The following is a 21,150-nucleotide window of genomic DNA, read 5'->3' on the forward strand; positions in this document are numbered from 1 at the left end:
ACCATGGTGAGCGATGTGCCGAACGGCCATGTCTCGGACCTCGACTGGCTGCTGAGCGGCCTGGTCCAGCGTGTGCCGTACACCCGCAACGCCGTTCTGCTCTCCTCCGACGGGCTGGTGAAATCCGTACACGGTCTGGACCCGGACAGCGCCGACCATATGGCGGCGCTCGCCTCCGGCCTGTACTCACTGGGGCGCAGCGCCGGAGCCCGCTTCGGCGACGGCGGTGAGGTGCGCCAGGTGGTGGTGGAGCTCGACTCCACCCTGCTGTTCGTCTCCACCGCCGGGTCCGGCACCTGTCTCGCCGTGCTCGCCGGGCGCGAGGCGGACGCCGCCGTCCTCGGCTATGAGATGGCGATGCTGGTCAAGAGCGTACGGCCGTATCTGACCACCCCGGCCAGACAGTCGGCGGGGGCGCGGACCGCCGCGGGGCAATGAGAGTGCCGGCCCCGATGGACGGGCCGTTGCTCGACGACGCGGCCGGCCGGCTCATCCGCCCGTACACGGTGAGCGGCGGCCGCACCCGTCCCACGGCCGCACTGGATCTGCTCTCGCTGGTGATGGCCACGGGGACCGTGCCGCAGACGCATCTGGGCCCCGAACACGCCGTGGCGCTCGGGCTCTGCGGCGGGCCGACCTCGGTCGCCGAGATCTCGGCGCACCTCAGGCTCCCCGCGGTCGTCACCAAGGTGCTGCTCTCCGATCTCGTGGACTGCGGCGCGGTCACCGCGCGTGCGCCCCGCTTCTACGACACACCCACCGACCGTTCTTTGCTGGAGGCGGTGCTCGATGGCCTACGACGACGGCTCTGAACTCGACGAGCTCTTCCCCACCGCGCTGAAGATCCTGGTCGCGGGCGGCTTCGGGGTGGGCAAGACCACCCTCGTGGGAGCGGTCAGTGAGATCGAACCGCTGAGTACGGAGGAGCTGCTGACCCAGGTCAGCGTGGCGACCGACAGCCTGGACGGCATCGAGTCCAAGACCACCACCACGGTCGCCATGGACTTCGGCCGGATCACGCTGGACGAGCGACATGTGCTCTATCTCTTCGGCACGCCCGGCCAGGAGCGCTTCTGGTTCATGTGGGACGAGCTCTCCGAGGGAGCGCTCGGCGCGATCATCCTCGCCGACACCCGCCGTCTCGAGGACTCCTTCTCCGCAGTGGACTTCTTCGAGCGGCGCGGCATCGGATTCGTCGTCGCCGTCAACGAGTTCGACGGCGCCTACCGCTATGACCCGGACGAAGTACGGGCCGCGATCGACCTCAAGCCGGAGGTGCCGGTCGTGCTGTGCGACGCGCGGATCGCCAGCTCGGGGATCGGGACCCTGGTCACCCTCGTTCAGCATCTGCTCACCACCACCGCGGTGCCCGCCCCGGCACCGAGCTATGGAGCACCGACATGACGTACGACCCGACCGGCCATCTGCTGCTGACCCCCGTCGACCGCGAGGCGCCCGTCCGGGTGCGGCGGCTGCGCCAACTGGGCTTCGGGGACCGGCCGGACCCGGCGTTCGACGAATTCGCGCACAAGCTGGCCAAGGTGACCGGGGCGCCGTACTCCATGGTCAACTTCATTGACGAGAACCGGCAGTTCTTCGCCGGGCTGCACACCCCGACCGGTACGCACTCCGGCGCCGATCTGGGTGCCACGGCCGCGGCGAGCGGTGACGTCAGCCGCTTCATGGCGCGTGACCACGGCTACTGCCCGCATGTGGTCGTACGGCGCAAAGCGCTCGTCCTGGAGGACGTCTGCGACTATCCGCGGTTCGCGGGGAACCCGGTTGTGGACGAGATCGGTATCCGTTCCTATCTCGGGGCGCCGCTGATCGACCGTACGGGGATCGCGCTCGGCACGATCTGTGTCGTCGACACCGAGCCGCGGCCGTGGGGCCGGGCGGGCCTGGAGACCATCAAGTCGCTGGCGGCGGAGCTGATCGAGCAGATCCACCGCCGCGAGGAAGGCGGCTTCTAGCGAGAGGCCCCAGGTCGTCCTGTCCTCAACCGCCGGACGGGCTGCAGCGTCAGTCCCGCTGGGGGTCCCCCCACGCCCGCAGGGCGTGGGGGGAGTTTGAGGCGCTGGGGGTCCGGGGGCGGAGCCCCAGGGTTCAGACCGCCGCCTCCAAGCGGACCGCGTCGGACAGCCGTTCGGACCACTGGCCCTTCGCGGTGCCCAGCGCCACCTCCGCCAGGCGCAGCAGCTGTATGTCGGAAGTGCCGGCCGGGGCGAACAGGTGCAGCGCGTCCCGCAGATAACGCTCGATGGGGCGGTCGGTGAAGAGACCGGCCGCGGCATGGATCTCCATGGCGTTGCGCGCGGAGTCGATCGCCGACTCGACATTCACCAGCTTGGCGTTCATCAGCTCCGCATCGCACGGCAATCCCTGGTCCAGCAGATGCACGGCGTGGTAAGCGGCGAGTCTGGCGGTCATCAGCCGTGACTGCAGCGCTCCCAACTTCAGTTTGATGGAGGGCAGCTCATGGAGCTGCTCGCCGTAGCGGTTCCGTTCCGCGCAGAACCTCGTGGTCTCCTCCAGGATCGCCTGATGGATGCCGAGTGATACGGCGGTGAGGTTGGCGCGCCCGTAGAGCACGCTGGAGGAGTACGCCACGGCCAGTCCGTCGCCCTCGTCGCCGAGCCGGTTCGGCGCGGGGATGCGGCAGTTGTCGAAGTGCAGCTCGCCGAAGCTGAAGCCGTGCAGTCCCATGGTCGGCTTCTGCTCGCCGATGCGGAAACCGGGCCGGTCCGACTCCACCAGGAAGGCCGTGAGCCCCTTGGATCCGGGCCCTGTCCGCACCACCACGCCGTGCAGATCGCCGACATGACTGTTTCCGACGAAAATCTTTCGGCCATTGAGGATGTAATCGTCGCCGTCCCGTACGGCGGTGGCGCTCATGCCCAGGACATGGCCGCCCGAATCGGGTTCGGTGACCGCGATCGTCGGCAGGCATTCGCCGGCGGCGATGGCGGGAAGCCAGGTCTTCTTCTGCTCGTCGCTGCCGAAGTGAACAATTTTGGCCACACCGAGCTGGGAGGCCTGAACCATCGCTCCCATGGCCCCGCTGACCCGGGACAGTTCCTCAATGATGATGGTCTTGGCGAGATGTCCCATTCCTAACCCGCCGTGGTCCTTGCTTATTGTGGCGCCGAGCCAGCCCTGCCGCGCGATCAGCCGGGACAGATCGTGGTGTACCGAGCGGGCTGCTTCCATCGCGGGGATCCGCGGACGCACCTCGCTCTCGGCGAATTCACGGACATGATCGCGTAGTTGATGATGCATTCGACTGGCGAAATAGCCGTCCATCGCGAGCCTTCCTCTGCGAAACGCCTGCTCGGGCGGTTGTTCGAGCAGGTGGTGCATCGGCAGTGGTCCCGTCCCGAACAGGCCGACGACATCATGGTGTTGATCGTTTCAAGGTGGCACAAGATCGATGCCAACGTTGTCCGAAACGTAGATCATTGACGTTTGATTGGGATTGTCTGTTGCGTGGTACAGGACCGTCCGGTCCTGCCGTACCACATTCCCCCTCTGCCTCTTTCTGCCACATGCCATCGGCAAAGGTTTCGTGGGCATATGGCACTGAGGGACATTGAGGCACGTCAGATGTGCACAGCTGTGACATCAAGGAACATCAGCAGAACCGATACGGCTCTTACCCGGACCGAAAAGAACGCACTGCCGGAGGGGAATGTGGGCAGGGATCCGGCGCGCGGAGGTGTGATCAGGCGCTCGGAGCACACGAGAGGTGCGAGAGGCGTGCGCCCCGGCGCGCGAAACGGCCGGGCCAGTCACGCCACGCGCGGGAGCCCCCGGCTCTCACGCCCGGTGCTCCATAGAAAGCGCTTTCCGAATGCGTCGCACAGCGTAGGTTCCGGCTCTAGAGGGGGTCAATGGGTCGGAAGAGCCCTCCGTGGCACGGCGTCCCGAACCCGGGGCGACTGTCAGTGCCACGTCGTACCGTCGTCACATGGCCACTGCCGACGACGTACGCAGACTCGCGCTCTCCCTTCCCGGCGCGATGGAGAAGCTCGCCTGGGGTATGCCCACCTTCCGTCTGGAGAGCGGCGGGAAGATCTTCGCCTCGCTCGATGACGATGACAGGGCGATGGGTGTGAAGTGCCCCAAGGAGGACCGGGAGGAGCTGATCGCCTCCGAGCCGGAGAAGTTCTTCATGCGCGCGGGGCACGACGACAACTACGCCTGGCTGCGGGTGCGGCTGGCGGCCGTCGAGGACGACGAGGAGCTGTACGCGATCCTGCTCGACTCCTGGCGCCAGGCGGCGCCGCGCAGACTGCTGGACGCGCACCCGGACCTGGCGCGGCCGGGGGCGCCTTGAGGGGGCGGGGGCGGTACGGGTTGCCTGTAGTTCCCCCTGCCCGCGCCTTCCCGAACCGGGGGCAGGCCCCCAGACCCCCATACGCGCTTCGCGCGTGTCCTCAATCGCCGGACGGGCTGGATGTTCCGCCCAGGAAGCCCGTGATCCCTTCCTGCAAGCCCCCCGCGTCCGGGCCGAGGATCCGCTGCGGGATATCCGCCCCACGTTGATCACTCGGTCCGGGTGCCGGCTACGAGCCGAAGCGGGGCAGCCACTCCTCGGGGACGAACCCCTTGGAGGCGAGGACGGCGTAGTACGCCATCGGCCCGTGCCCCTTGGACAGCAGGAATCTGTCCCGGCCGGGTGCGTCCACGGCCGCGGGCGCGTAAAGCGGTTCGTGACCATCGGCCGAAGTGCGGTATTGTTCTGATGCGCGTTCGGCCGGGGGAAACCCCAGGTCAGGCGGGCACCGGGACGTGGCGCAGCTTGGTAGCGCACTTGACTGGGGGTCAAGGGGTCGCAGGTTCAAATCCTGTCGTCCCGACCAGCGTTTATGCAGGTCAGAGGTCGTATCGGAATCATCCGATACGACCTCGCCGGTTTTCTGGGGGCATGGCACCAGCTCCTGGCATGAACATCATCATCAGCCGGGAACGGGCCGTGCTCGCCGCGGCATCCGCACTCCTCAGGTTCCCGAAGACCGCTGTGAGCGGTGCTGACACGGTCGGCCTCGCGATCTTCGCGGCATTGCTGCGGGCACGCGAGTCGCTGCGACCGTGCTCGGCGCTCTGCAACTCCTCCTGTTCCAGCGGGTCCGGAAGCAGCCGGACGTCACGGTGCCTCCGTGCGTGAACCGTTTGGCCGCCGACTCCGTAGTGCCCGGATGCGGCGGCACGGAGCGCGTCGTCACGGATCAGCCGTCGTCACAGATCAACGGAGGGAACCGGCATGAGCAACATCAAGGTCAGCCCGGAGGAGATGCGGGAAGCCGCGAGCTGGATGGACAACCAGCGGGAACGGATGCAGGAGGCCATCAGGGAGGCGAAGAACAAGATCGACCATGTCGTCGACAACTCCTATGACACTCCGCAGTCCAAGGCGAAGTTCGAGCCCATGTGGGACAACTACCAGCGCGAACTCGAGTCGGGCGTCGAAGAGATGCGGCAGATCAGCGAATTCCTGAAGAAGACCGCCGACGCGTTCGTCGACACCGACGACCAGACGACGGCCGGAATGAACTGACCCCACGGCACTGGCCGGCCCCCGGCCCCGGATCGCCCCGAGCCTTCCGGGGCCGGCCGGCCCCTGCGGAAGGAATCCGGGGGTTCAGTGAATCGAGGCCTGCGTTGCGGTGGACGGACGGGGTCGGCAAGTGGTTCACCGAATGTCGTGCGGGGCGGCCGGGCAGATGTGCGGACTGACCTGCGGGTCATGGTGGATGTGATGTGCAGCCATCTGAACGGGCGCCGAATGGGCCCCTGTTGGCCCCTATCGAGCAGCTACGGCCGCCCCAGCGCCCCTGTTCGGCGACGGCCAGCGGCAATGCCCGGTGGCGAACGGGCAAGAACGGGCAGGATCGCCGCCGTTGACGGTCTGTGCGAGGCCGTGCCGCGCCGATACAAACAACGCACAAGCCCGAACGGGCAGGGGAGCCGCGACCGAAGAACGGGGAAGTGAGCCATGGACACCGAAGAACGCAGACGGGACATTCTGCAACTCGCCCGGCGAGCAGGCTCCGTGGAGGTCGCCACCCTGGCCGTGGACCTGAAGGTGGCCAAGGAAACGATCCGCCGGGACCTGCACGTACTGGAGGAACACTGACTGGTCCGGCGTTCGCACGGCGGGGCCTACCCCGTCGAGAGCGCCGGATTCGAGACCACGCTTGCCATACGCACCACCCGCTCTGTGCCGCAGAAGGGCCGGATCGCCGCTGCCGCCGTCCGCCTGCTCGGCGACGCGGAGACCGTCTTCGTCGACGAGGGCTTCACTCCTCAGCTGATCGCGAGCGCGCTGCCGAGGGACCGGCCGCTGACCGTCGTCACAGCCTCGCTGACCGTCGCCCACGCCCTGTCCGGCGCCGACAACGCCACCGTCCTGCTGCTCGGCGGCCGGGTACGCGGCGGCACCATGCCACCGTCGACCACTGGGCCACCCGGATGCTCTCCGGTTTCGTCATCGACCTGGCCTATATCGGCGCCAACTGGATCTCCCGCGAGCACGGGCTCACCACACCCGACCCGGCGGTCAGCGAGGTCAAGTCCCAGGCGGTGCGCGCAGCCAGGCGCCGGGTATTCGTCGGTGTGCACAGCAAGTTCGGCGCGGTCAGCTTCTGTCACTTCGCCGATGTGCGCGATGTGGAGGCCATCGTGACCGACACCGGTTTGCCGGTGGCCGAGGCCCAGCGCTACACCCTGCTCGGCCCTCAGGTCATCAGGGTGTAATTCCTGGCTTGGGCATCACCTTCTGGGGACTGGCCGCACTCGCCGCGGCGGCGATGCTCGTCGGCTTCTCGAAGGCCGCCGTGAGTGGCGTGAACACGGTCAGCCTCGCGATCTTCGCGGCGGTGCGGCCCGCCCGTGAGTCGACCGGGGTGCTGCTGCCGGTACTCACCGCCGGTGATGTGTTCGCCGTGCTCACCTGTCGGCGGCACGCCCACTGGCGCCCGCAGGCTGCCCGGTCTGCGGCTCGCCGACGGCCGGCCGCCGGCCGTGATGCGGCCCACCATGATCCACCGCTCGCCCGAAGCGCTCCATCTCTCCTGGTGAACTGATCCGTTCCGGAAAGAGTGTGTCCGCCCTCTGGGCACCGCCTATGGCATGTGACATTGTACTGCCGTGAACACTCGTATGACCTGCGACGTTGTGATCGTCGGGGCCGGAATGGTCGGCGCCGCATGCGCTCTGTACGCGAGCCGGGCCGGACTTCGCGCGGTGCTGGTGGACCGCGGGCCCGTCGCCGGCGGGACCACCGGAGCCGGTGAGGGCAATCTGCTGGTCTCCAACAAGGAGCCGGGACCCGAGCTCCAACTCGCCCTGCTCTCCCTGACGTTGTGGCGCCGGCTCGCCGTCGAGCTGGGAGGCCGCCTCGAGTACCGGGCCAAGGGCGGTCTGGTGGTCGCCGCCAGGCCCGCCGGCCTCGCCGCCCTGGCCGGGTTCGCCGACGGCCAGAAGTCGGCCGGAGTCGAGGCGACACCGGTCGCGGCAGATCAACTGGCGGATCTGGAACCGCACCTGGCGCCAGGGCTCGCGGGCGGCATCCACTACCCCCACACCTCGTTTCCCTGAAGGCAGGCAGTCATGACGCGTATCCGAAGGCCCTGGCACGGGGTCATGGTCGCCACCGCGCTCCCGTTCCGCGACGACCTGAGCGTCGATCACGACGCGTACGCCGCGCACTGCGCCTGGCTCATCGACCAGGGCTGTGACGGCGTCGTCCCCAACGGCTCGCTCGGCGAGTACCAGGTCCTCACCCCCGAGGAGCGGGCCCGGGTCGTCGAGACCGCCGTCGCCGCGGTCGGCGGCGAGCGGGTGATGCCGGGCGTCTCGGCGTACGGATCGGCGGAGGCCCGCCGCTGGGCCGAGCACGCCCGCGACGCCGGCTGCGCCTGCGTGATGCTGCTGCCGCCGAACGCCTACCGCGCCGACGAGCGGTCCGTACGAGCCCACTACGCCGAGGTCGCGAAGGCGGACCTCCCGGTCGTCGCCTACAACAACCCGCACGACACCAAGGTCGACCTCACCCCCGAACTCCTCGCCGCGCTCTACACCGACGGTCACATCCAGGCCGTCAAGGAGTTCAGCGGGGATGTTCGCCGGGCCTACCGCATCGCGGAACTCGCTCCGGAACTGGACCTGCTGGCCGGGGCCGACGACGTCCTGCTGGAGCTCGCCGTCGCCGGGGCCAAGGGCTGGGTGTCGGGCTACCCCAACGCCCTGCCCGCCTCCACCGTCGAGCTCTACCGCGCGGCCACCTCCGGTGACCTGACCCGCGCCTCCCAGCTCTACCGGCAGCTGCATCCGCTGCTGCGCTGGGACTCCCGTAGCGAGTTCGTCCAGGCGATCAAGCTCTCCATGGATCTGGCCGGACGCCACGGCGGTCCGTGCCGGCCGCCCCGTACTCCCCTCCTCCCCGAGCAGGAGGCCGCCGTGCGCGCGGCCACCGGCAAGGCACTCGCCGCCGGCCTCAACTGACCCCGCCCACCTAAGGGAGAAGCGAGATGCGCAGCAAGGTCGTAGCCCTCGCGGCGGACGCGGACCCGGCGGCGCTCGAAGCCTTGCGCCCGGCCGCAGACGAGATCGTCACGACCGCCGCGGCCGGCGACCTCATCGGCTACGTCGAGGCCGACCGCCGCTTCCACCTCGGACTGCTGGCGCCGGCCGGAAACGAGCATCTGGTCCATGTGGTCGGCGATCTGCGCAAGCGCTCACGGCTGTACGGACTGACGGCCCTGGTGGAGCGCGGTCTGCTGGAGGAATCCGCCGAGGAACACCACGAACTGCTCGACGCGCTGCCGGCCAGGGACGAGGAGGCGGTACGTGCCGTGATGACCCGGCACCTCGGCCACGTACGCGATCTGTGGGCGAAGTAGCATCCATGCCATGCCCGGCACGCACATCCTGATCCTCGGCGGCACGGCCGAAGCCCGGCAGCTCGCCGCCGAGCTGACCGAGCTGACCGAGCCGACCGAGCCGACCGAGCTGACGGGGCTTACCGGGCTGACCGGGCGCGGCGGTTTCCGTGTGACGACCTCGCTCGCCGGGCGCGTGTCCCAGCCCCGGCTGCCCGCCGGAGAAGTACGCATCGGCGGCTTCGGCGGACCCGAAGGCCTCGCCCACTGGCTGCGCGAGCAGAGCGTGGACGCCGTCGTCGACGCCACCCACCCCTTCGCCGCCGCCATCAGCGCCGGCGCCGCGCAGGCCGCGACCGCCGTCGGTGTCCCGCTCTGCGCGCTGCGGCGGCCCGGCTGGAGTGCCGGTCCGGGCGACCGCTGGTATCCGGCCGCCTCGCTCGCCGACGCGGCCGCGCAGCTTCCCGCGCTGGGGCGGCGTATCTTCCTCACCACCGGGCGGCTCGGCCTCGTCGCCTTCGCGGACCTCGGTCAACTGCGTTTTCTCGTACGGTCCGTCGAGCCCCCCGAGCCGCCGCTGCCCCGCCACACCCACATCCTGCTGGACCGTGGGCCCTTCACCGTCGACGGCGAGCGGGAGCTGCTGCGTACGCACGAGATCGACGTCCTCGTCACCAAGGACAGCGGCGGACCCGCCACCGCCGCCAAGCTCACCGCCGCGCGCGAGCTGGAGGTGCCCGTCGTGGTGGTGCGCCGGCCGCCGGCGCCGCCGGACGTGCCGGTCGCGCCGGATGTGGCGGGGGTGCTCGGACTGCTCGGCGTACTGCTCAGCCGCGCCGCAGCAGATAGGTGTCCATGATCCAGCCCTTGCGGGCGCGCGCCTCGGCCCGCAGTTCCTCGATCCGGCCGGACACCTCCGACAACCGCCCCGAGACCAGGATCTCGTCCTCGGTGCCCACATAGGCGCCCCAGTAGATGAACAGGTCCTGGTCGAGATGGCGGGTGAAGGCCTGCCGGGCATCCAGCATCACGACCACATCGTCGACCCCCTCCGGCCAGCCCTCGGCGAGCCGCCGGCCCGTGGTGATCTGCACAGGGCGCGCGACGCGGTTGAGACCCGTACGGTGCCTGGCCAGCAGTGCCGAGACACTGCTGATGCCGGGAACCACCTCATGATCGAAGGTGACCGCGCCCCGCTCCAGGATCTCCTGAAGGATGCCGAGGGTCGAGTCGTACAGCGCCGGATCGCCCCAGACGAGGAACGCACCGCACTCCTCCTCGCCCAGTTCCTCGGCGATGAACCGCTCGTAGAGATCGGCCCGTCGGCGGCGCCAGTCGTCGACCGCGGGGGAGTAGTCCGATGTCTGCCGGTCCCGCTCCGGATCACGCGCCTCGATCAGACGGTACGAAGGGTCCTCGATGTGCGCGTCCAGGATGTCGTGCCGCAGTCGGGTCAGATCCGACTTCTCCTCGCCCTTGTCGAGGATGAAGAACGCATCCGCCTTGTTCAGCGCCTTGACCGCCTGCAGCGTCAGATGGTCGGGGTCGCCCGCACCGATGCCGATCACATAGATCTTTCTCACCCTTCGAGTCTGCCGTACCCGGAGGATCGTGGGACCTACCGGGGGCGCCGGTAGCGGCATATCCTCCGATCATGCGTGTCGCACTCTTCGTCACCTGCGTCAATGACGCTGTGTATCCGGCAACCGGCATCGCCACGGTGAGACTCCTGGAGCGGCTGGGGGTGGAGGTGGACTTCCCGGCGGCGCAGACCTGTTGCGGACAGCCGCAGTTCAACACGGGCTACCGGCGCGAGACAGAGCCCCTGGTACGGCGCACGACCCGGGCCTTCGAGGGATACGAGTATGTGGTGACCCCGTCAGGTTCGTGCGCGGCGATGGTGCGTGAGCACTACCCGAAGTTCGGGGAGACGGCGCTCCCGTCCCGTACGTACGAACTGACCGAGTTCCTGTCCGACGTCCTCGGCGTCACCGATGTCGGCGCCTACTTCCCGCACACCGTCACCTACCACCCCTCCTGCCACGGGCTGCGGGCGCTGGGCCTGGGGGAGCGGCCGCTCAAGCTCCTCGGGGCGGTCAAGGGCCTGGAGCTGCGCGAACTGCCCGGGGCCGAGGAGTGCTGCGGCTTCGGCGGCACCTTCGCCGTCAAGAACGCCGAGGTCTCCGCCGCCATGGGCCAGGACAAGGTACGCAACGCCGCCTCCACCGGAGCCGACGTGCTGTGCGGCGCCGACAACTCCTGCCTGATGCACATCGGCGGCATCCTCCGGCGTCAGGACGAACCGCTGCGGGCCCTGCACATCGCCGACATCCTCGCGAGCACCGAAGAGGAGCCTCTGCTGTGAGCGGTACGTATCTCGGGATGCCGTCCTTCCCCGAGGCGGCCAAGGACGCCGTGCACAACGTGACGCTGCGCGCCAACCTGCGGCACGCCACCCACACCATCCGCGACAAGCGGGCACGGGCGGTCGCGGAGCTCGCCGACTGGGCGCAGCTGCGCGAGGCTGGCAAGCAGATCAAGAACCGCACACTGCGTCATCTCGACCGCTATCTGGAGCAGTTGGAGACCGCGGTCACCGAGGCCGGCGGAACCGTGCACTGGGCGGCCGACGCCGAGGAGGCCAACCGGATCGTCGCCGATCTCGTGAAGGCGACCGGCGAACGCGAGGTCGTCAAGGTCAAGTCGATGGCCACCCAGGAGATCGGCCTCAACGAAGCGCTCGAGGCCGAAGGCATCTCGGCGTACGAGACCGACCTCGCCGAACTGATCGTGCAGCTCGGCGACGACCGGCCGTCGCACATCCTGGTGCCCGCCATCCACCGCAACCGCGGCGAGATCCGCGACATCTTCGCGGAGAAGATGGGGAGCTGGGGGCGGCCCGCCCCCGACGGTCTCTCCGACACCCCCACCGAACTCGCCGAAGCGGCACGCCTGCACCTCCGGGAGAAGTTCCTGCGGGCCAAGGTCGGCATCTCCGGTGCCAACTTCATGGTCGCCGAGACCGGCACCCTCGTCGTCTTCGAGTCCGAGGGCAACGGCCGGATGTGCCTGACCCTCCCCGAGACGCTGATCTCGGTCGTGGGCATCGAAAAGGTGGTGCCGAGCTGGCGTGATCTGGAGGTGTTCCTGCAGACGCTGCCCCGCTCATCGACCGCCGAGCGGATGAATCCGTACAACTCCATGTGGACCGGCACCGTGGACGCCGACGGCCCGCAGACCTTCCACCTGGTCCTCCTCGACAACGGCAGGACCGACACGCTGGCCGACGAGGTCGGGCGGCAGGCGCTGCGCTGCATCCGCTGCTCCGCCTGCCTCAACGTCTGCCCGGTGTACGAGCGGGCCGGCGGGCATGCGTACGGCTCCGTCTACCCGGGCCCGATCGGCGCCATCCTCAGCCCCCAACTGCGTGGTATCCAGAGCGAGATCGACGCCTCCCTGCCGTACGCCTCCTCCCTCTGCGGAGCCTGCTACGAGGTGTGCCCGGTCGCCATCGACATCCCCGAGGTCCTCGTCCACCTCCGGGAGAAGGTCGCAGACCAAGGCGGAAAGGGTCACCGGCTGGAGAAAGCGGCGATCAAGGCCGCCGGGTGGGTGCTGAACCATCCCGCCGCGCTCGCCGCCGGGGAACGCGTCGCGTCCAGGACCCGCAAGCTGCACCCGAAGAAGCCGCCGGGCGCCGGTGCCTGGACGGCCAGCCGTGAACTCCCGGAACTGCCCGCCGAATCCTTCCGTGACTGGTGGAAGAAGAACCGCACATGAGCGCCTCACGCGAGCGCATCCTCGCCCGTGTCCGTGCGGCTGTGGCCGACGCCCCCGAGGCGCCCGAGCCCACCCGCGACTACCTCACCACCCACACCCCGGACGATCCGGCCGCGATCCTCGATCTGCTGCACGAGAACCTCGCGGACTACCGGGCCATCGTGCACCGGACGACCGCGGACGAACTGCCGTTGCTGCTCATGCGGCTGCTCGCGGAGCGCGGCTCCGCGACCGTGCTCGTACCGCCCGGACTACCGCCCGAGTGGCTTTCCGCTGCCGACGCGACCCGGATCCACGACCGTTCGGTCTCCACCGCACAGGAACTCGACGCCGTCGACAGTGTCGTCACAGGATGCGCGCTCGCCATCGCCGAGACCGGCACGATCGTGCTCGACGCAGGTCCCGGACAGGGCCGTCGGCGCATCACGCTCATCCCCGACCACCACATCTGTGTCGTACGCGTGCCGGACCAGATCGTCGCGTCCGTACCGCAGGCGATGCCCCGTCTCGACCCGACCCGCCCGCTGACCTGGATCTCCGGACCCTCGGCCACGAGCGACATCGAACTCGACCGGGTCGAGGGCGTGCACGGCCCCCGCACATTGGAGGTCGTTCTGCTACGTGACTGAGGTCAGCCGGGGCGCCTCGCTGCCCGCGTCCACCGGTCCTTCGACGCGGGCGGCGAGCGCGCGCGCCCACGCGGTCAGCCCGGTCACATCGATGCCGTACGGGTCGGGGTAAGCGGCGATCCGGTCCGCGCCCCTGAGCAGCAGCCGCGCGCCGCCCGCCGTATTGCCGCGGGCGACGTGCGTGAGCCCCACCGCGAGCTGCGCGAGCCCCCGCCACAGCTCGCGCTCCGCCTCGGGGCCGGACTTCCACGCGTCCTCGAAGACCTCGTGCGCGTGGAAGGGCATGCCCGCGTCGAGCAGCCGCTGCGCCTCGTCAAGTGTCTGACCGGGGCTGCGCAGCACGCCCTCGGGCTGCCGCTCCACGCCTGTCGTGCCGTAAGGAAGCGGGCGTCCCAGCCCGTCGCGGGGGCGTGCGTTGCGTGCGCGCCCTTCGGCGTCGCGGTCCCTCCGTGCCTTGTCCACGCCTCGATTGTCCCCCGCGCCGTGGCCCGCAGGCCTACAGGCGATCGGTGCGAGTGAGTTTGATGTGGCAACCTAGTAGGCATGAAGGCACGTACCACGCGGGACGGCACGCTTCCCGCCCTGCCCCTGGACTCGCGCGGCAGGCCGTGCTCCGTCGCGGCCTCGCTGCAGGCCGTCGGCGAGAAATGGGCCCTGCTGGCCGTGCGGGAGATCAGCTTCGGCAATCACCGCTTCGGCGCGATCGCCCGTAACACCGGCGCGCCCCGCGATGTCCTCACCGTGCGCCTGCGCCATCTGGAGACCATCGGTGTACTCGTACGGCGGCAGTACAGCGAGCACCCCCCGCGCTTCGAATACCACCTCACCGAGGCGGGCAGGGACCTGCTGGTCGTGCTGACCACGCTGCGCGCCTGGGGCGACCGATGGCTGGTCGACGAGCCCCCGGCGGTCTTCACGCACTCCTGCGGCGAGGAGCTGGACATGGTCCACAGCTGCCGCCACTGCGGTCGGGAGGTCGTGTCCGACGATCTGCGTCTGCGGGTGAGCAGCCCCGGCTGGGACGCGCACGGTCCCGTATGACCGCAGGCCGGACGTCCGGCGGCCCGCGGGGAGTGGGGTAAAGTTCCCCCTGCGTGCTCGGCCGGGAATCCGGCGGAACCGCGCATCGGGACGTGGCGCAGCTTGGTAGCGCACTTGACTGGGGGTCAAGGGGTCGCAGGTTCAAATCCTGTCGTCCCGACTTGAGAGAGTCGCAGGTCAGGGCCGGTTTCGGAGGCATCCGAAACCGGCCCTTGGCCGTTTCTTGGGGACCAGTTGGGGACCAGTGTCCTTGACCGGCGTCAGCGGGTGACGACGATCGGGCTCGGCAGGGAGCGCGGGGCGCGGAGCACGCTGAGGTGTGCGGAGAGCGCCGCTCCGGCGGCCGTGATCTTGCGTACGTCCGGGTGTAGGTAGCGCTTCGTGGTGGTCAGCGAGCCGTGGCCGGCGATCCGTCGCAGGACGTGGACCTGCACTCCTGCGTCGGCGAACCAGGTCAGGCCGGTGTGCCTGAGGTCGTGGCGACGCAGGTGTTCGTAGCCGAGTTTGGTGACCACCCCGTCCCAGTGGGTCGCGTCGCGCAGGACGGCGGTGGAGATGCGTCCGCCGCGCGGGCCGGTGAACAGGCGGGCATCGGGATCGGGGCCGGCGGAAAGGATGCGCTGGGCGACGAGGGGGCGGATTTCCTCGACGATGGGAACCTTGCGGGCGCGCTTGCCCTTGGTGCCCTTGTCGGTCAGCCCGCCGGGTGAGGGTGTGGTCTGACGCCGCACGGTCCAGATCCACTGGCTGGTGTCGATGTCACCAACGCGGCATCCGGAGACCTCGCCGATGCGGGCGGCGGTGCAGGCGGCGAAGAGGACGACGTCTCCCCAGCCGCGGTACTGGTCGTGGGAGGCGGCCACGAGTGCGTCGGCCAGTTGGACGAAGGTCTCCCAGTCGGGCAGGGCCAACGCGCGTGGGTCGAGGAGTTCGTCCTCGGCCTGCTTATATAGCTTCTGCCAGCCGGTCACCCGGGCGGGGTTGACCTTGATGATGCCGTCACGGACTGCCTGCTCCATGACGCGGACCAGGACGGCGATGGTGTTCTTCACCGTCGAGCGGCTGTGCTCGTCGGCGATCCAGTTCTGCACGGTGCGGTCGACGACGCCGTTGGTGATCATCGGGACCGCGAGGTGGCCCAGGGCGGGGACCACACGCATCCGCCACCCCGCGAGGTAGGGGTCCAGCGTCTTCAACTCCAGGCCGCGCAGGGCAAGGCCCATATTTGCTTCGCCGTATTCGGCGAGCTTCATGGTGGCGAGCGACGGGCTCAGGCCGGCCTGTGCGGCCTCGATGATGCCCTGGAGCCACTCCTGCGCTTCTTCTTCGCTGTCTTTCCCGCCTCGATCTCCCCCGGGAATCAAGCCCAGGGCGTCCTCAAGCACCCGGCCCTTCCGGTCTCGCCACCGACCCGGCCGGTCAGACCGGCCGTGGTCAAGCTCGACAACGAGACGCGCGGCGCGCTCCGGATTCGTGGACTGTGGGAACTCCTGCTTAACGGTGACCGTATCGAGTGCTGGAGGCCGTTCAAAGCAGGGAAGGCGAGGAGCGGGCCAGGGCGGAGCGTGAAGTCCGCTGGCGGGCGGCCATGGAAGAGGCGAAGGAGCGAGCAGTTCAGGATCAACTCGCCGAGGTGCTTCGCGAAGAGGCCGAACGCTGGCGGGAGGCCGCTGTGCTCGGTGAGTACTGCACGGCACTGGAACGTCGTCTCGGCGAGCTGGGCGGTGCCATGGACGAGTCGGCTCTGGACTCGGCCCGGCGCTGGTTGCAGTGGGCGTACGGCTACGCGCGGGCGATCGACCCCTTGACCCGGCTTCCGGGGATGCCGAACACGCGTGAACCGACGCCGGACGACCTCGAACCACATCTGAAGGGGTGGAGCCCTTACCGGCCGGAACGACGGGACGGACGGTGACTTGGGAGCGAGCGACCCGCCGAATGCACCCGGGGAGCGAAAGGCTCTCTGCATCACCTCCCCGTCATCCAATGGCGCCCTTCGGCTTCTGTGGCGTCGGACCACGCTTCCCGGCGGTGAATGCGCGCGGTAGTTGGGCGAGCAGGAAGGGCAGGGGGTCCGGACTTTGGGGATCGGCCCTGATGTCAGTGCCCCGTCCTAGGCTTGGTTCATGGCATCAAGTAGCCGCAAGGAGATCGTGGTGCCGGTCACCAACCGGTTGTTCAGGGTGCTTTGGGGCACGGAGCACATGCGGCTGTGGGCGACCCGTCCCTACCCCGTCCTCGCCGACGACGAGCTGGACCCGCGGCTGCGCGCACAGATCACCGACTGCCGTGCCGCCACGGGCGTAGAGATCCCCCAGGGCGCACTGATCGTCATGCTCTCCTGCGGGCACTCCATGTACAGCCAGGTGGCCCTGGAGGTGTTCGACCACTTCACACCGCTGATCACCGACCAGGAGCTGATGTTCGAGCTGCTGATGCTGGAGTTGGTGACCCGGATGGGACTGGGGATGGAGTACCGCTCTCCCGAGCCATGAGTCACGTCCGGCGCTCGGGCCGGGCTGCCGCTGAATCTGGTTCACGAATAAGGTCTTCAGGCTGAGTGGAGTCGATTCACCGTCACCCTCGCATCCCTGCTGATGTGGGCGTGACACGTAGCAACAACCCGTAGCAGCCGCCCGCAGGGGGCCCACCACCGGCTGCCCCGCCTCCGCACGGCAGGACGCGCGCACCGCCCGCCGGTGAGCGCGGGCGTTCTACTGCGTGAGGGGCACCGCCCTTTATCCGACCAGCAAGGAGCAGCAGGCTGTGAAGGTCGAAATCCAGCCGGACGTACGCGACATCGCCGCCCAGCTCGGGGCAGGCGTTCCCTACGCGCTGAAGGTCCTGGCCGGCCAGCTGGCCGACGACCCTGACATGGGCCGGCCCTCGGGGCTGCCCGGCATCCTGACCGTGACGGTTGACGGCGACGTGTTCGAGGACTGCCCCGACCTGTCCGTCGGCTACATCCGCGAGCCGGACCGGATCGAGATCCGGTTTCTGAGAGCGGCTCCCTCCACCGAGCCCTCCACGGACGCCCAGGACCAGGACCAGGAGCAGGGCCGAGACCAGGACCAGTCCGCCGACCCTGCTGCCGCCGCGGTCACCGTACGGGAGGTCGCCGATGCCTGGCGGCGCATCACTGGCTGGCTGAAGCACAACGCACCCGACTCCTACGCTGCGCTCCGCGCCGGTGTCGGCCCCGCTGCCATCGCTGCCGTGGAAGGCGACCTCGGCATCCGGATACCCGTCGAGCTGCACGTCCTGTGGTTGCTGACCGCGGGCGACGACGGGGGCGATGGATGGGGATGCCTTCCGGGCAATAAGGCTCTGATGACCCTGGACGCCGTGGCCGCCGTCTACCGGGTGAGGATGGACTCCCAGGCCCACGAGGACGCCCTCAATGCCGACCGTCCCGAAGACGAGCGGATCACGGTGTGGAAGGCAACCTGGATTCCGGTTGTGGCCTTGGGCCCGGCTGACAGCACCTCGGGCCTGTACCTGGACGCCGAGAGTGGCTACCTGGGCCGGTGGTCCCGCTACAACGAAGGCCCCGATGAAGTACTCGACACCCTGGTCACCTACCTGGAAGAGGCTGCCGACATGCTCGAAGCCCCTGCCCTGGCCACGCGGGACAAGCCCGGCCTGATCGGCGGGGCGCTGGTGTGGCTCAGCAGTATCGACCCGGCACAGGAAGACCGGTGGCAGCCCTGGACCGGCTGACCACACACGAGAAGGGGGGCCAGCCCTGCGGGCTGGCCCCCCTTCCGGCTTTCACGTGCTGGTGCTCAGGCTATGTCAGCCGATCTTGCGCCAGGTGCAGGTAGTTGCGGTCGACGTGCAGTGCTCGAACCCCGGAAGGGTCACGAAGAACCCGTCACCGTCCAGCATCCGCCACGTCGGGGCCGGGAACCCGCTGAACGCCTTCTGGTTCTGCACGCTCGGGATCGCCGCACGCCCGCACCGCTCCGTACCGCTCGGCCCGTTCGTCGCCGTGCGGGTGTCCGCGAGGATGCCGAAGTTCGCCGAGCCGTCGCCCATCTTGTCGGTGAACAACTGGGCGCACTTGGTGCCCGACGTCACGAGGTTGACGCTGTCGAAGTCAACCTGTTCCGCCACACCTACAACACTCTGCGACCCCACCAGGCCCTCGGCGAACGCACACCACGCGCGGCTTACCTCGCCGTTGAACACTGCGATTAGCGTGTGGCCTTTGGCGGACCCGCTACTTCACTGGGAGTTCCTGACATGACCAGTAAGTTCACCGAGCTTGCGATCGACTGTGCCGATCCCCACGGTCTCGCCCGGTTCTGGTGCTCGGTCCTTGACTACGAGGTACAAGACGAAGGCGACGGAATTGTCACAATTGGCTCCCCTGTGGTGCCTGAAGGCAAGAACCACCTTGGCCCAGTGCCACCGACGTTGACATTCGCGCACGTGCCCGAGGGCAAGACCGTCAAGAACAGGCTCCACCTCGACGTCAACCCAACCGACAGGGAGCAGGACGAAGAGGTCCGTCGCCTGCTCGACCTAGGTGCTCGACACGCCGACGTCGGCCAAACGGGCGATGAGAGCTGGGTGACACTTGCCGACCCAGAGGGGAACGAGTTCTGCGTCCTTGCGGACCGCCGCCCCTGATCGGAGGCCGCACACCGCGCCAGACCAACGTGGGCAGCCTGCGCGATCTCAAGGTCACGGGCAGGCCCGCCGGGAGCTGACCCGACGCGGCCGGGGCCCGTCCTTCGCCGGGGCGGGCCCCCGACGGGCGAGTCCGCGCGGCAGGGCGAACGCCACGTCCGATTTCCGCCAGCCCGGTCCCCGCGCGGTGCCCATACTGGCCGTATGACGGTCGAGGACAGCAGGTACGAGGCGGTGAGCAGCCGGGACGCCCGGTTCGACGGAGTGTTCTTCTTCGCCGTCGCCACCACCGGGATCTACTGCCGGCCCAGCTGCCCCGCGATCACTCCCAAGCGCCGGAACGTGTCGTTCTACCGGACGGCCGCGGCCGCCCAGGGCGCGGGCTTCCGCGCCTGCCGCCGCTGCCGCCCCGACGCCGTGCCGGGCTCCGCCGAGTGGAACGCCCGTGCGGACGTCGTCGGGCGCGCCATGCGGCTGATCGGCGACGGGATCGTGGACCGCGAGGGCGTCGCGGGCCTCGCCGACCGGCTGGGCTACAGCGCCCGGCAGGTGCAGCGGCAGCTCAACGCCGAACTCGGCGCGGGCCCCATCGCCCTGGCGCGGGCCCAGCGCGGACACACCGCACGGGTACTGCTGCAGACCACCACGCTGCAGGCGGCGGAGATCGCCTTCGCGGCGGGGTTCGCGAGCGTTCGGCAGTTCAACGACACGATGCGGGAGATCTACGCGGCCACCCCCACCGAACTCCGCTCCGCCAGGCCCGGCCGCACCTCGCGCTTCGGACCGGTCGCCCATGAGAACGGCGCGGCCGCCGGAGTGCCGCTGCGGCTGGCCCACCGCGGTCCGTACGCCTCCGTGGAAGTCTTCGACTACCTCGGCAGCCGCGCGATCACCGGCATCGAGGAGATCGTCGGCGAACGCGGCTCCCGCACCTACCGGCGCACTCTGCGCCTGCCGGGCGGCCCCGGCGTCGCCGAGGTCGGCGAACAGCCGGGCGCGGGAGGCTGGCTGGAGTGCCGGCTGCACCTCGCGGACCTGCGCGATCTGACGACGGCCACGCAGCGGATGCGCCGCCTCTTCGACCTGGACGCCGACCCGTGCGCCGTGGCCGAACGCCTCGGTGCGGACCCGGCACTGGCCCCGCTGGTCGCCGCCCGCCCGGGACTGCGCGCCCCCGGCACGGCGGACCCGCACGAACTCGCCGTACGGGCCGTGCTAGGGCAGCAGGTGTCGGTGGCGGCAGGGCGGCGGCGCGGCGACGCGCTGGTGGCCGCGTACGGAGAGCCGGTGCCCGAGCCGAGAGGCGGCCTCACCCATCTGTTCCCGCAGGCGGACCACCTCGCCGAGGCCGAGTTGGGGGAGCTCGGGATGCCCGACGCGCGGCGCGCCACCCTGCGTACGCTCACCGTCGCGCTCGCCGAGGGCGCCGTCACCCTCGACCCGGGCGCCGACCGCGACGAGACCGAGCGGCACCTGCTCGCGCTGCCCGGCATCGGCCCTTGGACGGCCGGCTACATCCGGATGCGCGGCCTCGGCGACCCGGACGTCCTGCTGGCCGCAGACGTGGCCGTGCAGGCCGGGATGCGACGCGCGGGCACATCGACGGCCGACGCGGAAGGGTGGCGACCGTGGAGTTCGTACGCCATGCACCACTTCTGGAACACGCCCTGACGGGTCCTCAGGCGATGGACGCCGAAACGATCGCGGACACCGCGATATTGCAGGACGCGGTCACCCACACCGCCGGGTGCGGCTCCGTCTCGACCAGCGTCGCTCCCAGCCTGCCCGGCGTGACCAGGTCCACGACCAGGAACGCCACCGCCATCATCACCAGGCCCAGCAGGCCGAAGGCGGCGGTCGAGGCCAGGCCCTTGCCGAAATCGTCGTACGTCGTCCAGATCGAGGTGAACACGATGCCGCCGATGCCCAGGAGCGCCGAGCTGAGCAGCAGCGCGGCATTGCGGTTGCGCTCCTCCCATATCTGACGGCCGAGCTTTCCGGGCGTCAGCAGGTCGACCAGGACGATGCCGAGGATCAGGAGGACCACACCGAGGGCGCCATATGCGCTCGCGCGGCCAAGTCCGTTGACGATGTCGCTCATTGAGGGGCCAGTCTCCGTGTCTCAAAGGTGGTGCCGGTCAAGGGCGCGCAAAATCTACCGCACGGTTCCGGCCAGTGGATCA

General features: G+C 69.3%; 24 protein-coding genes, 2 tRNA genes and 4 pseudogenes. 23 read left to right on the forward strand and 7 right to left on the reverse strand.

Annotation, left to right across the window (positions count from 1 at the left end; all coding sequences use genetic code 11):
* The first annotated feature begins 3 nt into the window (after nucleotides 1-3).
* The 4 genes from SLUN_RS34360 to SLUN_RS34375 are packed head-to-tail and all read left to right on the forward strand — an operon-like array spanning nucleotide 4 to nucleotide 1,973.
* Nucleotides 4-438: a roadblock/LC7 domain-containing protein gene (locus SLUN_RS34360; protein WP_108153820.1), complete on the forward strand. Its 435-nt coding sequence runs from the start codon at nucleotides 4-6 to the stop codon at nucleotides 436-438.
* Nucleotides 439-440: 2 nt separating this feature from the next.
* A complete protein-coding gene (locus SLUN_RS34365; RefSeq protein WP_175258013.1) occupies nucleotides 441-812 on the forward strand; it encodes a DUF742 domain-containing protein in 372 nt (123 codons plus the stop codon).
* Complete coding sequence (locus tag SLUN_RS34370; protein ID WP_108153822.1) at nucleotides 790-1,404, forward strand: GTP-binding protein; 615 nt, start codon at nucleotides 790-792, stop codon at nucleotides 1,402-1,404. The genes SLUN_RS34365 and SLUN_RS34370 overlap by 23 nt, the downstream gene beginning before the upstream one ends.
* Entirely contained in the window at nucleotides 1,401-1,973 is a 573-nt protein-coding gene (locus SLUN_RS34375; protein ID WP_108153823.1) for a GAF domain-containing protein, read from the forward strand. Before SLUN_RS34370 ends, SLUN_RS34375 begins: the two co-directional genes overlap by 4 nt.
* A 133-nt stretch (nucleotides 1,974-2,106) precedes the next feature.
* Here SLUN_RS34375 and SLUN_RS34380 read toward each other — a convergent pair whose 3' ends face one another.
* On the reverse strand, nucleotides 2,107-3,303 hold the full coding sequence (locus SLUN_RS34380; RefSeq protein WP_108153824.1) for an acyl-CoA dehydrogenase family protein: 1,197 nt from the start codon (nucleotides 3,301-3,303) through the stop codon (nucleotides 2,107-2,109).
* A 664-nt stretch (nucleotides 3,304-3,967) separates the two neighbouring features.
* Here SLUN_RS34380 and SLUN_RS34385 point away from each other — a divergent pair.
* Nucleotides 3,968-4,336, forward strand: a complete 369-nt coding sequence (locus SLUN_RS34385; protein WP_108153825.1) for an MmcQ/YjbR family DNA-binding protein — start codon at nucleotides 3,968-3,970, stop codon at nucleotides 4,334-4,336.
* A 229-nt stretch (nucleotides 4,337-4,565) separates the two neighbouring features.
* On the opposite strand, the gene SLUN_RS41745 is transcribed toward SLUN_RS34385, so the two are convergent.
* A complete protein-coding gene (locus SLUN_RS41745; protein WP_257153848.1) occupies nucleotides 4,566-4,688 on the reverse strand; it encodes a hypothetical protein in 123 nt (40 codons plus the stop codon).
* 97 nt (nucleotides 4,689-4,785) lie between these two features.
* Here SLUN_RS41745 and SLUN_RS34395 point away from each other — a divergent pair.
* The 8 genes and pseudogenes from SLUN_RS34395 (at nucleotide 4,786) to SLUN_RS34435 (ending at nucleotide 9,741) form a co-directional block, all read left to right on the forward strand.
* Nucleotides 4,786-4,862, forward strand: a tRNA-Pro gene (locus SLUN_RS34395).
* 401 nt (nucleotides 4,863-5,263) lie between these two features.
* Nucleotides 5,264-5,557, forward strand: a complete 294-nt coding sequence (locus SLUN_RS34405; protein WP_108153828.1) for a WXG100 family type VII secretion target — start codon at nucleotides 5,264-5,266, stop codon at nucleotides 5,555-5,557.
* A 438-nt stretch (nucleotides 5,558-5,995) separates the two neighbouring features.
* A pseudogene (locus SLUN_RS34410) lies at nucleotides 5,996-6,756 on the forward strand (DeoR/GlpR family DNA-binding transcription regulator).
* A gap of 53 nt (nucleotides 6,757-6,809) precedes the next feature.
* Nucleotides 6,810-6,974, forward strand: a pseudogene (locus SLUN_RS34415) (sulfite exporter TauE/SafE family protein); the annotation flags it as partial.
* Between the two features lie 175 nt (nucleotides 6,975-7,149).
* A pseudogene (locus tag SLUN_RS34420) lies at nucleotides 7,150-7,581 on the forward strand (NAD(P)/FAD-dependent oxidoreductase); the annotation flags it as partial.
* A gap of 30 nt (nucleotides 7,582-7,611) precedes the next feature.
* Nucleotides 7,612-8,505 (forward strand): dihydrodipicolinate synthase family protein, encoded by an 894-nt coding sequence (locus tag SLUN_RS34425; protein ID WP_108153830.1) that lies wholly within the window; start codon nucleotides 7,612-7,614, stop codon nucleotides 8,503-8,505.
* A 41-nt stretch (nucleotides 8,506-8,546) separates the two neighbouring features.
* Nucleotides 8,547-8,903: pseudogene (locus SLUN_RS34430) on the forward strand (GntR family transcriptional regulator); the annotation flags it as partial.
* Between the two features lie 10 nt (nucleotides 8,904-8,913).
* A complete protein-coding gene (locus SLUN_RS34435; protein WP_108153831.1) occupies nucleotides 8,914-9,741 on the forward strand; it encodes a cobalt-precorrin-6A reductase in 828 nt (275 codons plus the stop codon).
* Here the strand turns inward: SLUN_RS34435 and cobF are convergent.
* Nucleotides 9,710-10,465: a precorrin-6A synthase (deacetylating) gene (gene cobF, locus SLUN_RS34440; protein WP_175313024.1), complete on the reverse strand. Its 756-nt coding sequence runs from the start codon at nucleotides 10,463-10,465 to the stop codon at nucleotides 9,710-9,712. The genes SLUN_RS34435 and cobF overlap by 32 nt on opposite strands.
* 71 nt (nucleotides 10,466-10,536) lie before the next feature.
* Between cobF and SLUN_RS34445 the strand changes: the two genes are divergently transcribed.
* The 3 genes from SLUN_RS34445 to SLUN_RS34455 are packed head-to-tail and all read left to right on the forward strand — an operon-like array spanning nucleotide 10,537 to nucleotide 13,291.
* Nucleotides 10,537-11,247, forward strand: a complete 711-nt coding sequence (locus SLUN_RS34445; protein ID WP_108153833.1) for a (Fe-S)-binding protein — start codon at nucleotides 10,537-10,539, stop codon at nucleotides 11,245-11,247.
* Entirely contained in the window at nucleotides 11,244-12,662 is a 1,419-nt protein-coding gene (locus SLUN_RS34450) for a LutB/LldF family L-lactate oxidation iron-sulfur protein (RefSeq protein ID WP_108153834.1), read from the forward strand. Before SLUN_RS34445 ends, SLUN_RS34450 begins: the two co-directional genes overlap by 4 nt.
* A complete protein-coding gene (locus SLUN_RS34455) occupies nucleotides 12,659-13,291 on the forward strand; it encodes a LutC/YkgG family protein (protein WP_108153835.1) in 633 nt (210 codons plus the stop codon). The genes SLUN_RS34450 and SLUN_RS34455 overlap by 4 nt, the downstream gene beginning before the upstream one ends.
* On the opposite strand, the gene SLUN_RS34460 is transcribed toward SLUN_RS34455, so the two are convergent.
* Nucleotides 13,280-13,753, reverse strand: coding sequence for a DUF309 domain-containing protein (locus SLUN_RS34460; protein WP_108153836.1), 474 nt, complete (start codon nucleotides 13,751-13,753; stop codon nucleotides 13,280-13,282). The genes SLUN_RS34455 and SLUN_RS34460 overlap by 12 nt on opposite strands.
* 81 nt (nucleotides 13,754-13,834) lie before the next feature.
* On the opposite strand from SLUN_RS34460, the gene SLUN_RS34465 reads away from it, so the two are divergent.
* Nucleotides 13,835-14,332, forward strand: coding sequence for a winged helix-turn-helix transcriptional regulator (locus tag SLUN_RS34465; protein ID WP_108153837.1), 498 nt, complete (start codon nucleotides 13,835-13,837; stop codon nucleotides 14,330-14,332).
* A gap of 86 nt (nucleotides 14,333-14,418) precedes the next feature.
* Nucleotides 14,419-14,492 (forward strand) — tRNA-Pro (locus SLUN_RS34470).
* 100 nt (nucleotides 14,493-14,592) lie between these two features.
* Here the strand turns inward: SLUN_RS34470 and SLUN_RS34475 are convergent.
* Nucleotides 14,593-15,717 (reverse strand): tyrosine-type recombinase/integrase, encoded by a 1,125-nt coding sequence (locus tag SLUN_RS34475; protein WP_257153849.1) that lies wholly within the window; start codon nucleotides 15,715-15,717, stop codon nucleotides 14,593-14,595.
* Between the two features lie 128 nt (nucleotides 15,718-15,845).
* On the opposite strand from SLUN_RS34475, the gene SLUN_RS40185 reads away from it, so the two are divergent.
* The 3 genes from SLUN_RS40185 to SLUN_RS34490 all read left to right on the forward strand — a co-directional run bounded on the left by SLUN_RS40185 (nucleotide 15,846) and on the right by SLUN_RS34490 (nucleotide 18,052).
* The gene (locus tag SLUN_RS40185) at nucleotides 15,846-16,247 is read left to right on the forward strand and encodes a hypothetical protein (protein ID WP_170146528.1); all 402 of its coding nucleotides are present in this window, start codon (nucleotides 15,846-15,848) and stop codon (nucleotides 16,245-16,247) included.
* Nucleotides 16,248-16,458: 211 nt separating this feature from the next.
* Nucleotides 16,459-16,827, forward strand: coding sequence for a hypothetical protein (locus tag SLUN_RS34485; RefSeq protein WP_175313023.1), 369 nt, complete (start codon nucleotides 16,459-16,461; stop codon nucleotides 16,825-16,827).
* A 271-nt stretch (nucleotides 16,828-17,098) separates the two neighbouring features.
* Nucleotides 17,099-18,052 (forward strand): SMI1/KNR4 family protein, encoded by a 954-nt coding sequence (locus SLUN_RS34490; RefSeq protein ID WP_257153850.1) that lies wholly within the window; start codon nucleotides 17,099-17,101, stop codon nucleotides 18,050-18,052.
* A 75-nt stretch (nucleotides 18,053-18,127) separates the two neighbouring features.
* On the opposite strand, the gene SLUN_RS34495 is transcribed toward SLUN_RS34490, so the two are convergent.
* The gene (locus tag SLUN_RS34495) at nucleotides 18,128-18,448 is read right to left on the reverse strand and encodes a hypothetical protein (RefSeq protein ID WP_108153840.1); all 321 of its coding nucleotides are present in this window, start codon (nucleotides 18,446-18,448) and stop codon (nucleotides 18,128-18,130) included.
* A 129-nt stretch (nucleotides 18,449-18,577) separates the two neighbouring features.
* On the opposite strand from SLUN_RS34495, the gene SLUN_RS34500 reads away from it, so the two are divergent.
* Both SLUN_RS34500 and SLUN_RS34505 read left to right on the forward strand, forming a co-directional pair.
* On the forward strand, nucleotides 18,578-18,967 hold the full coding sequence (locus SLUN_RS34500) for a VOC family protein (protein ID WP_108153841.1): 390 nt from the start codon (nucleotides 18,578-18,580) through the stop codon (nucleotides 18,965-18,967).
* A 204-nt stretch (nucleotides 18,968-19,171) separates the two neighbouring features.
* Nucleotides 19,172-20,638 carry an AlkA N-terminal domain-containing protein gene (locus SLUN_RS34505; protein WP_108153842.1) on the forward strand — a complete coding sequence of 489 codons (1,467 nt, stop codon included), beginning with the start codon at nucleotides 19,172-19,174 and terminating at the stop codon, nucleotides 20,636-20,638.
* 7 nt (nucleotides 20,639-20,645) lie between these two features.
* Here SLUN_RS34505 and SLUN_RS34510 read toward each other — a convergent pair whose 3' ends face one another.
* Complete coding sequence (locus tag SLUN_RS34510; protein WP_108153843.1) at nucleotides 20,646-21,068, reverse strand: DUF350 domain-containing protein; 423 nt, start codon at nucleotides 21,066-21,068, stop codon at nucleotides 20,646-20,648.
* Between the last annotated feature and the right edge of the window lie 82 nt (nucleotides 21,069-21,150).

The sequence above is a fragment of the Streptomyces lunaelactis genome, from assembly GCF_003054555.1.
GTDB lineage: Bacteria > Actinomycetota > Actinomycetes > Streptomycetales > Streptomycetaceae > Streptomyces > Streptomyces lunaelactis.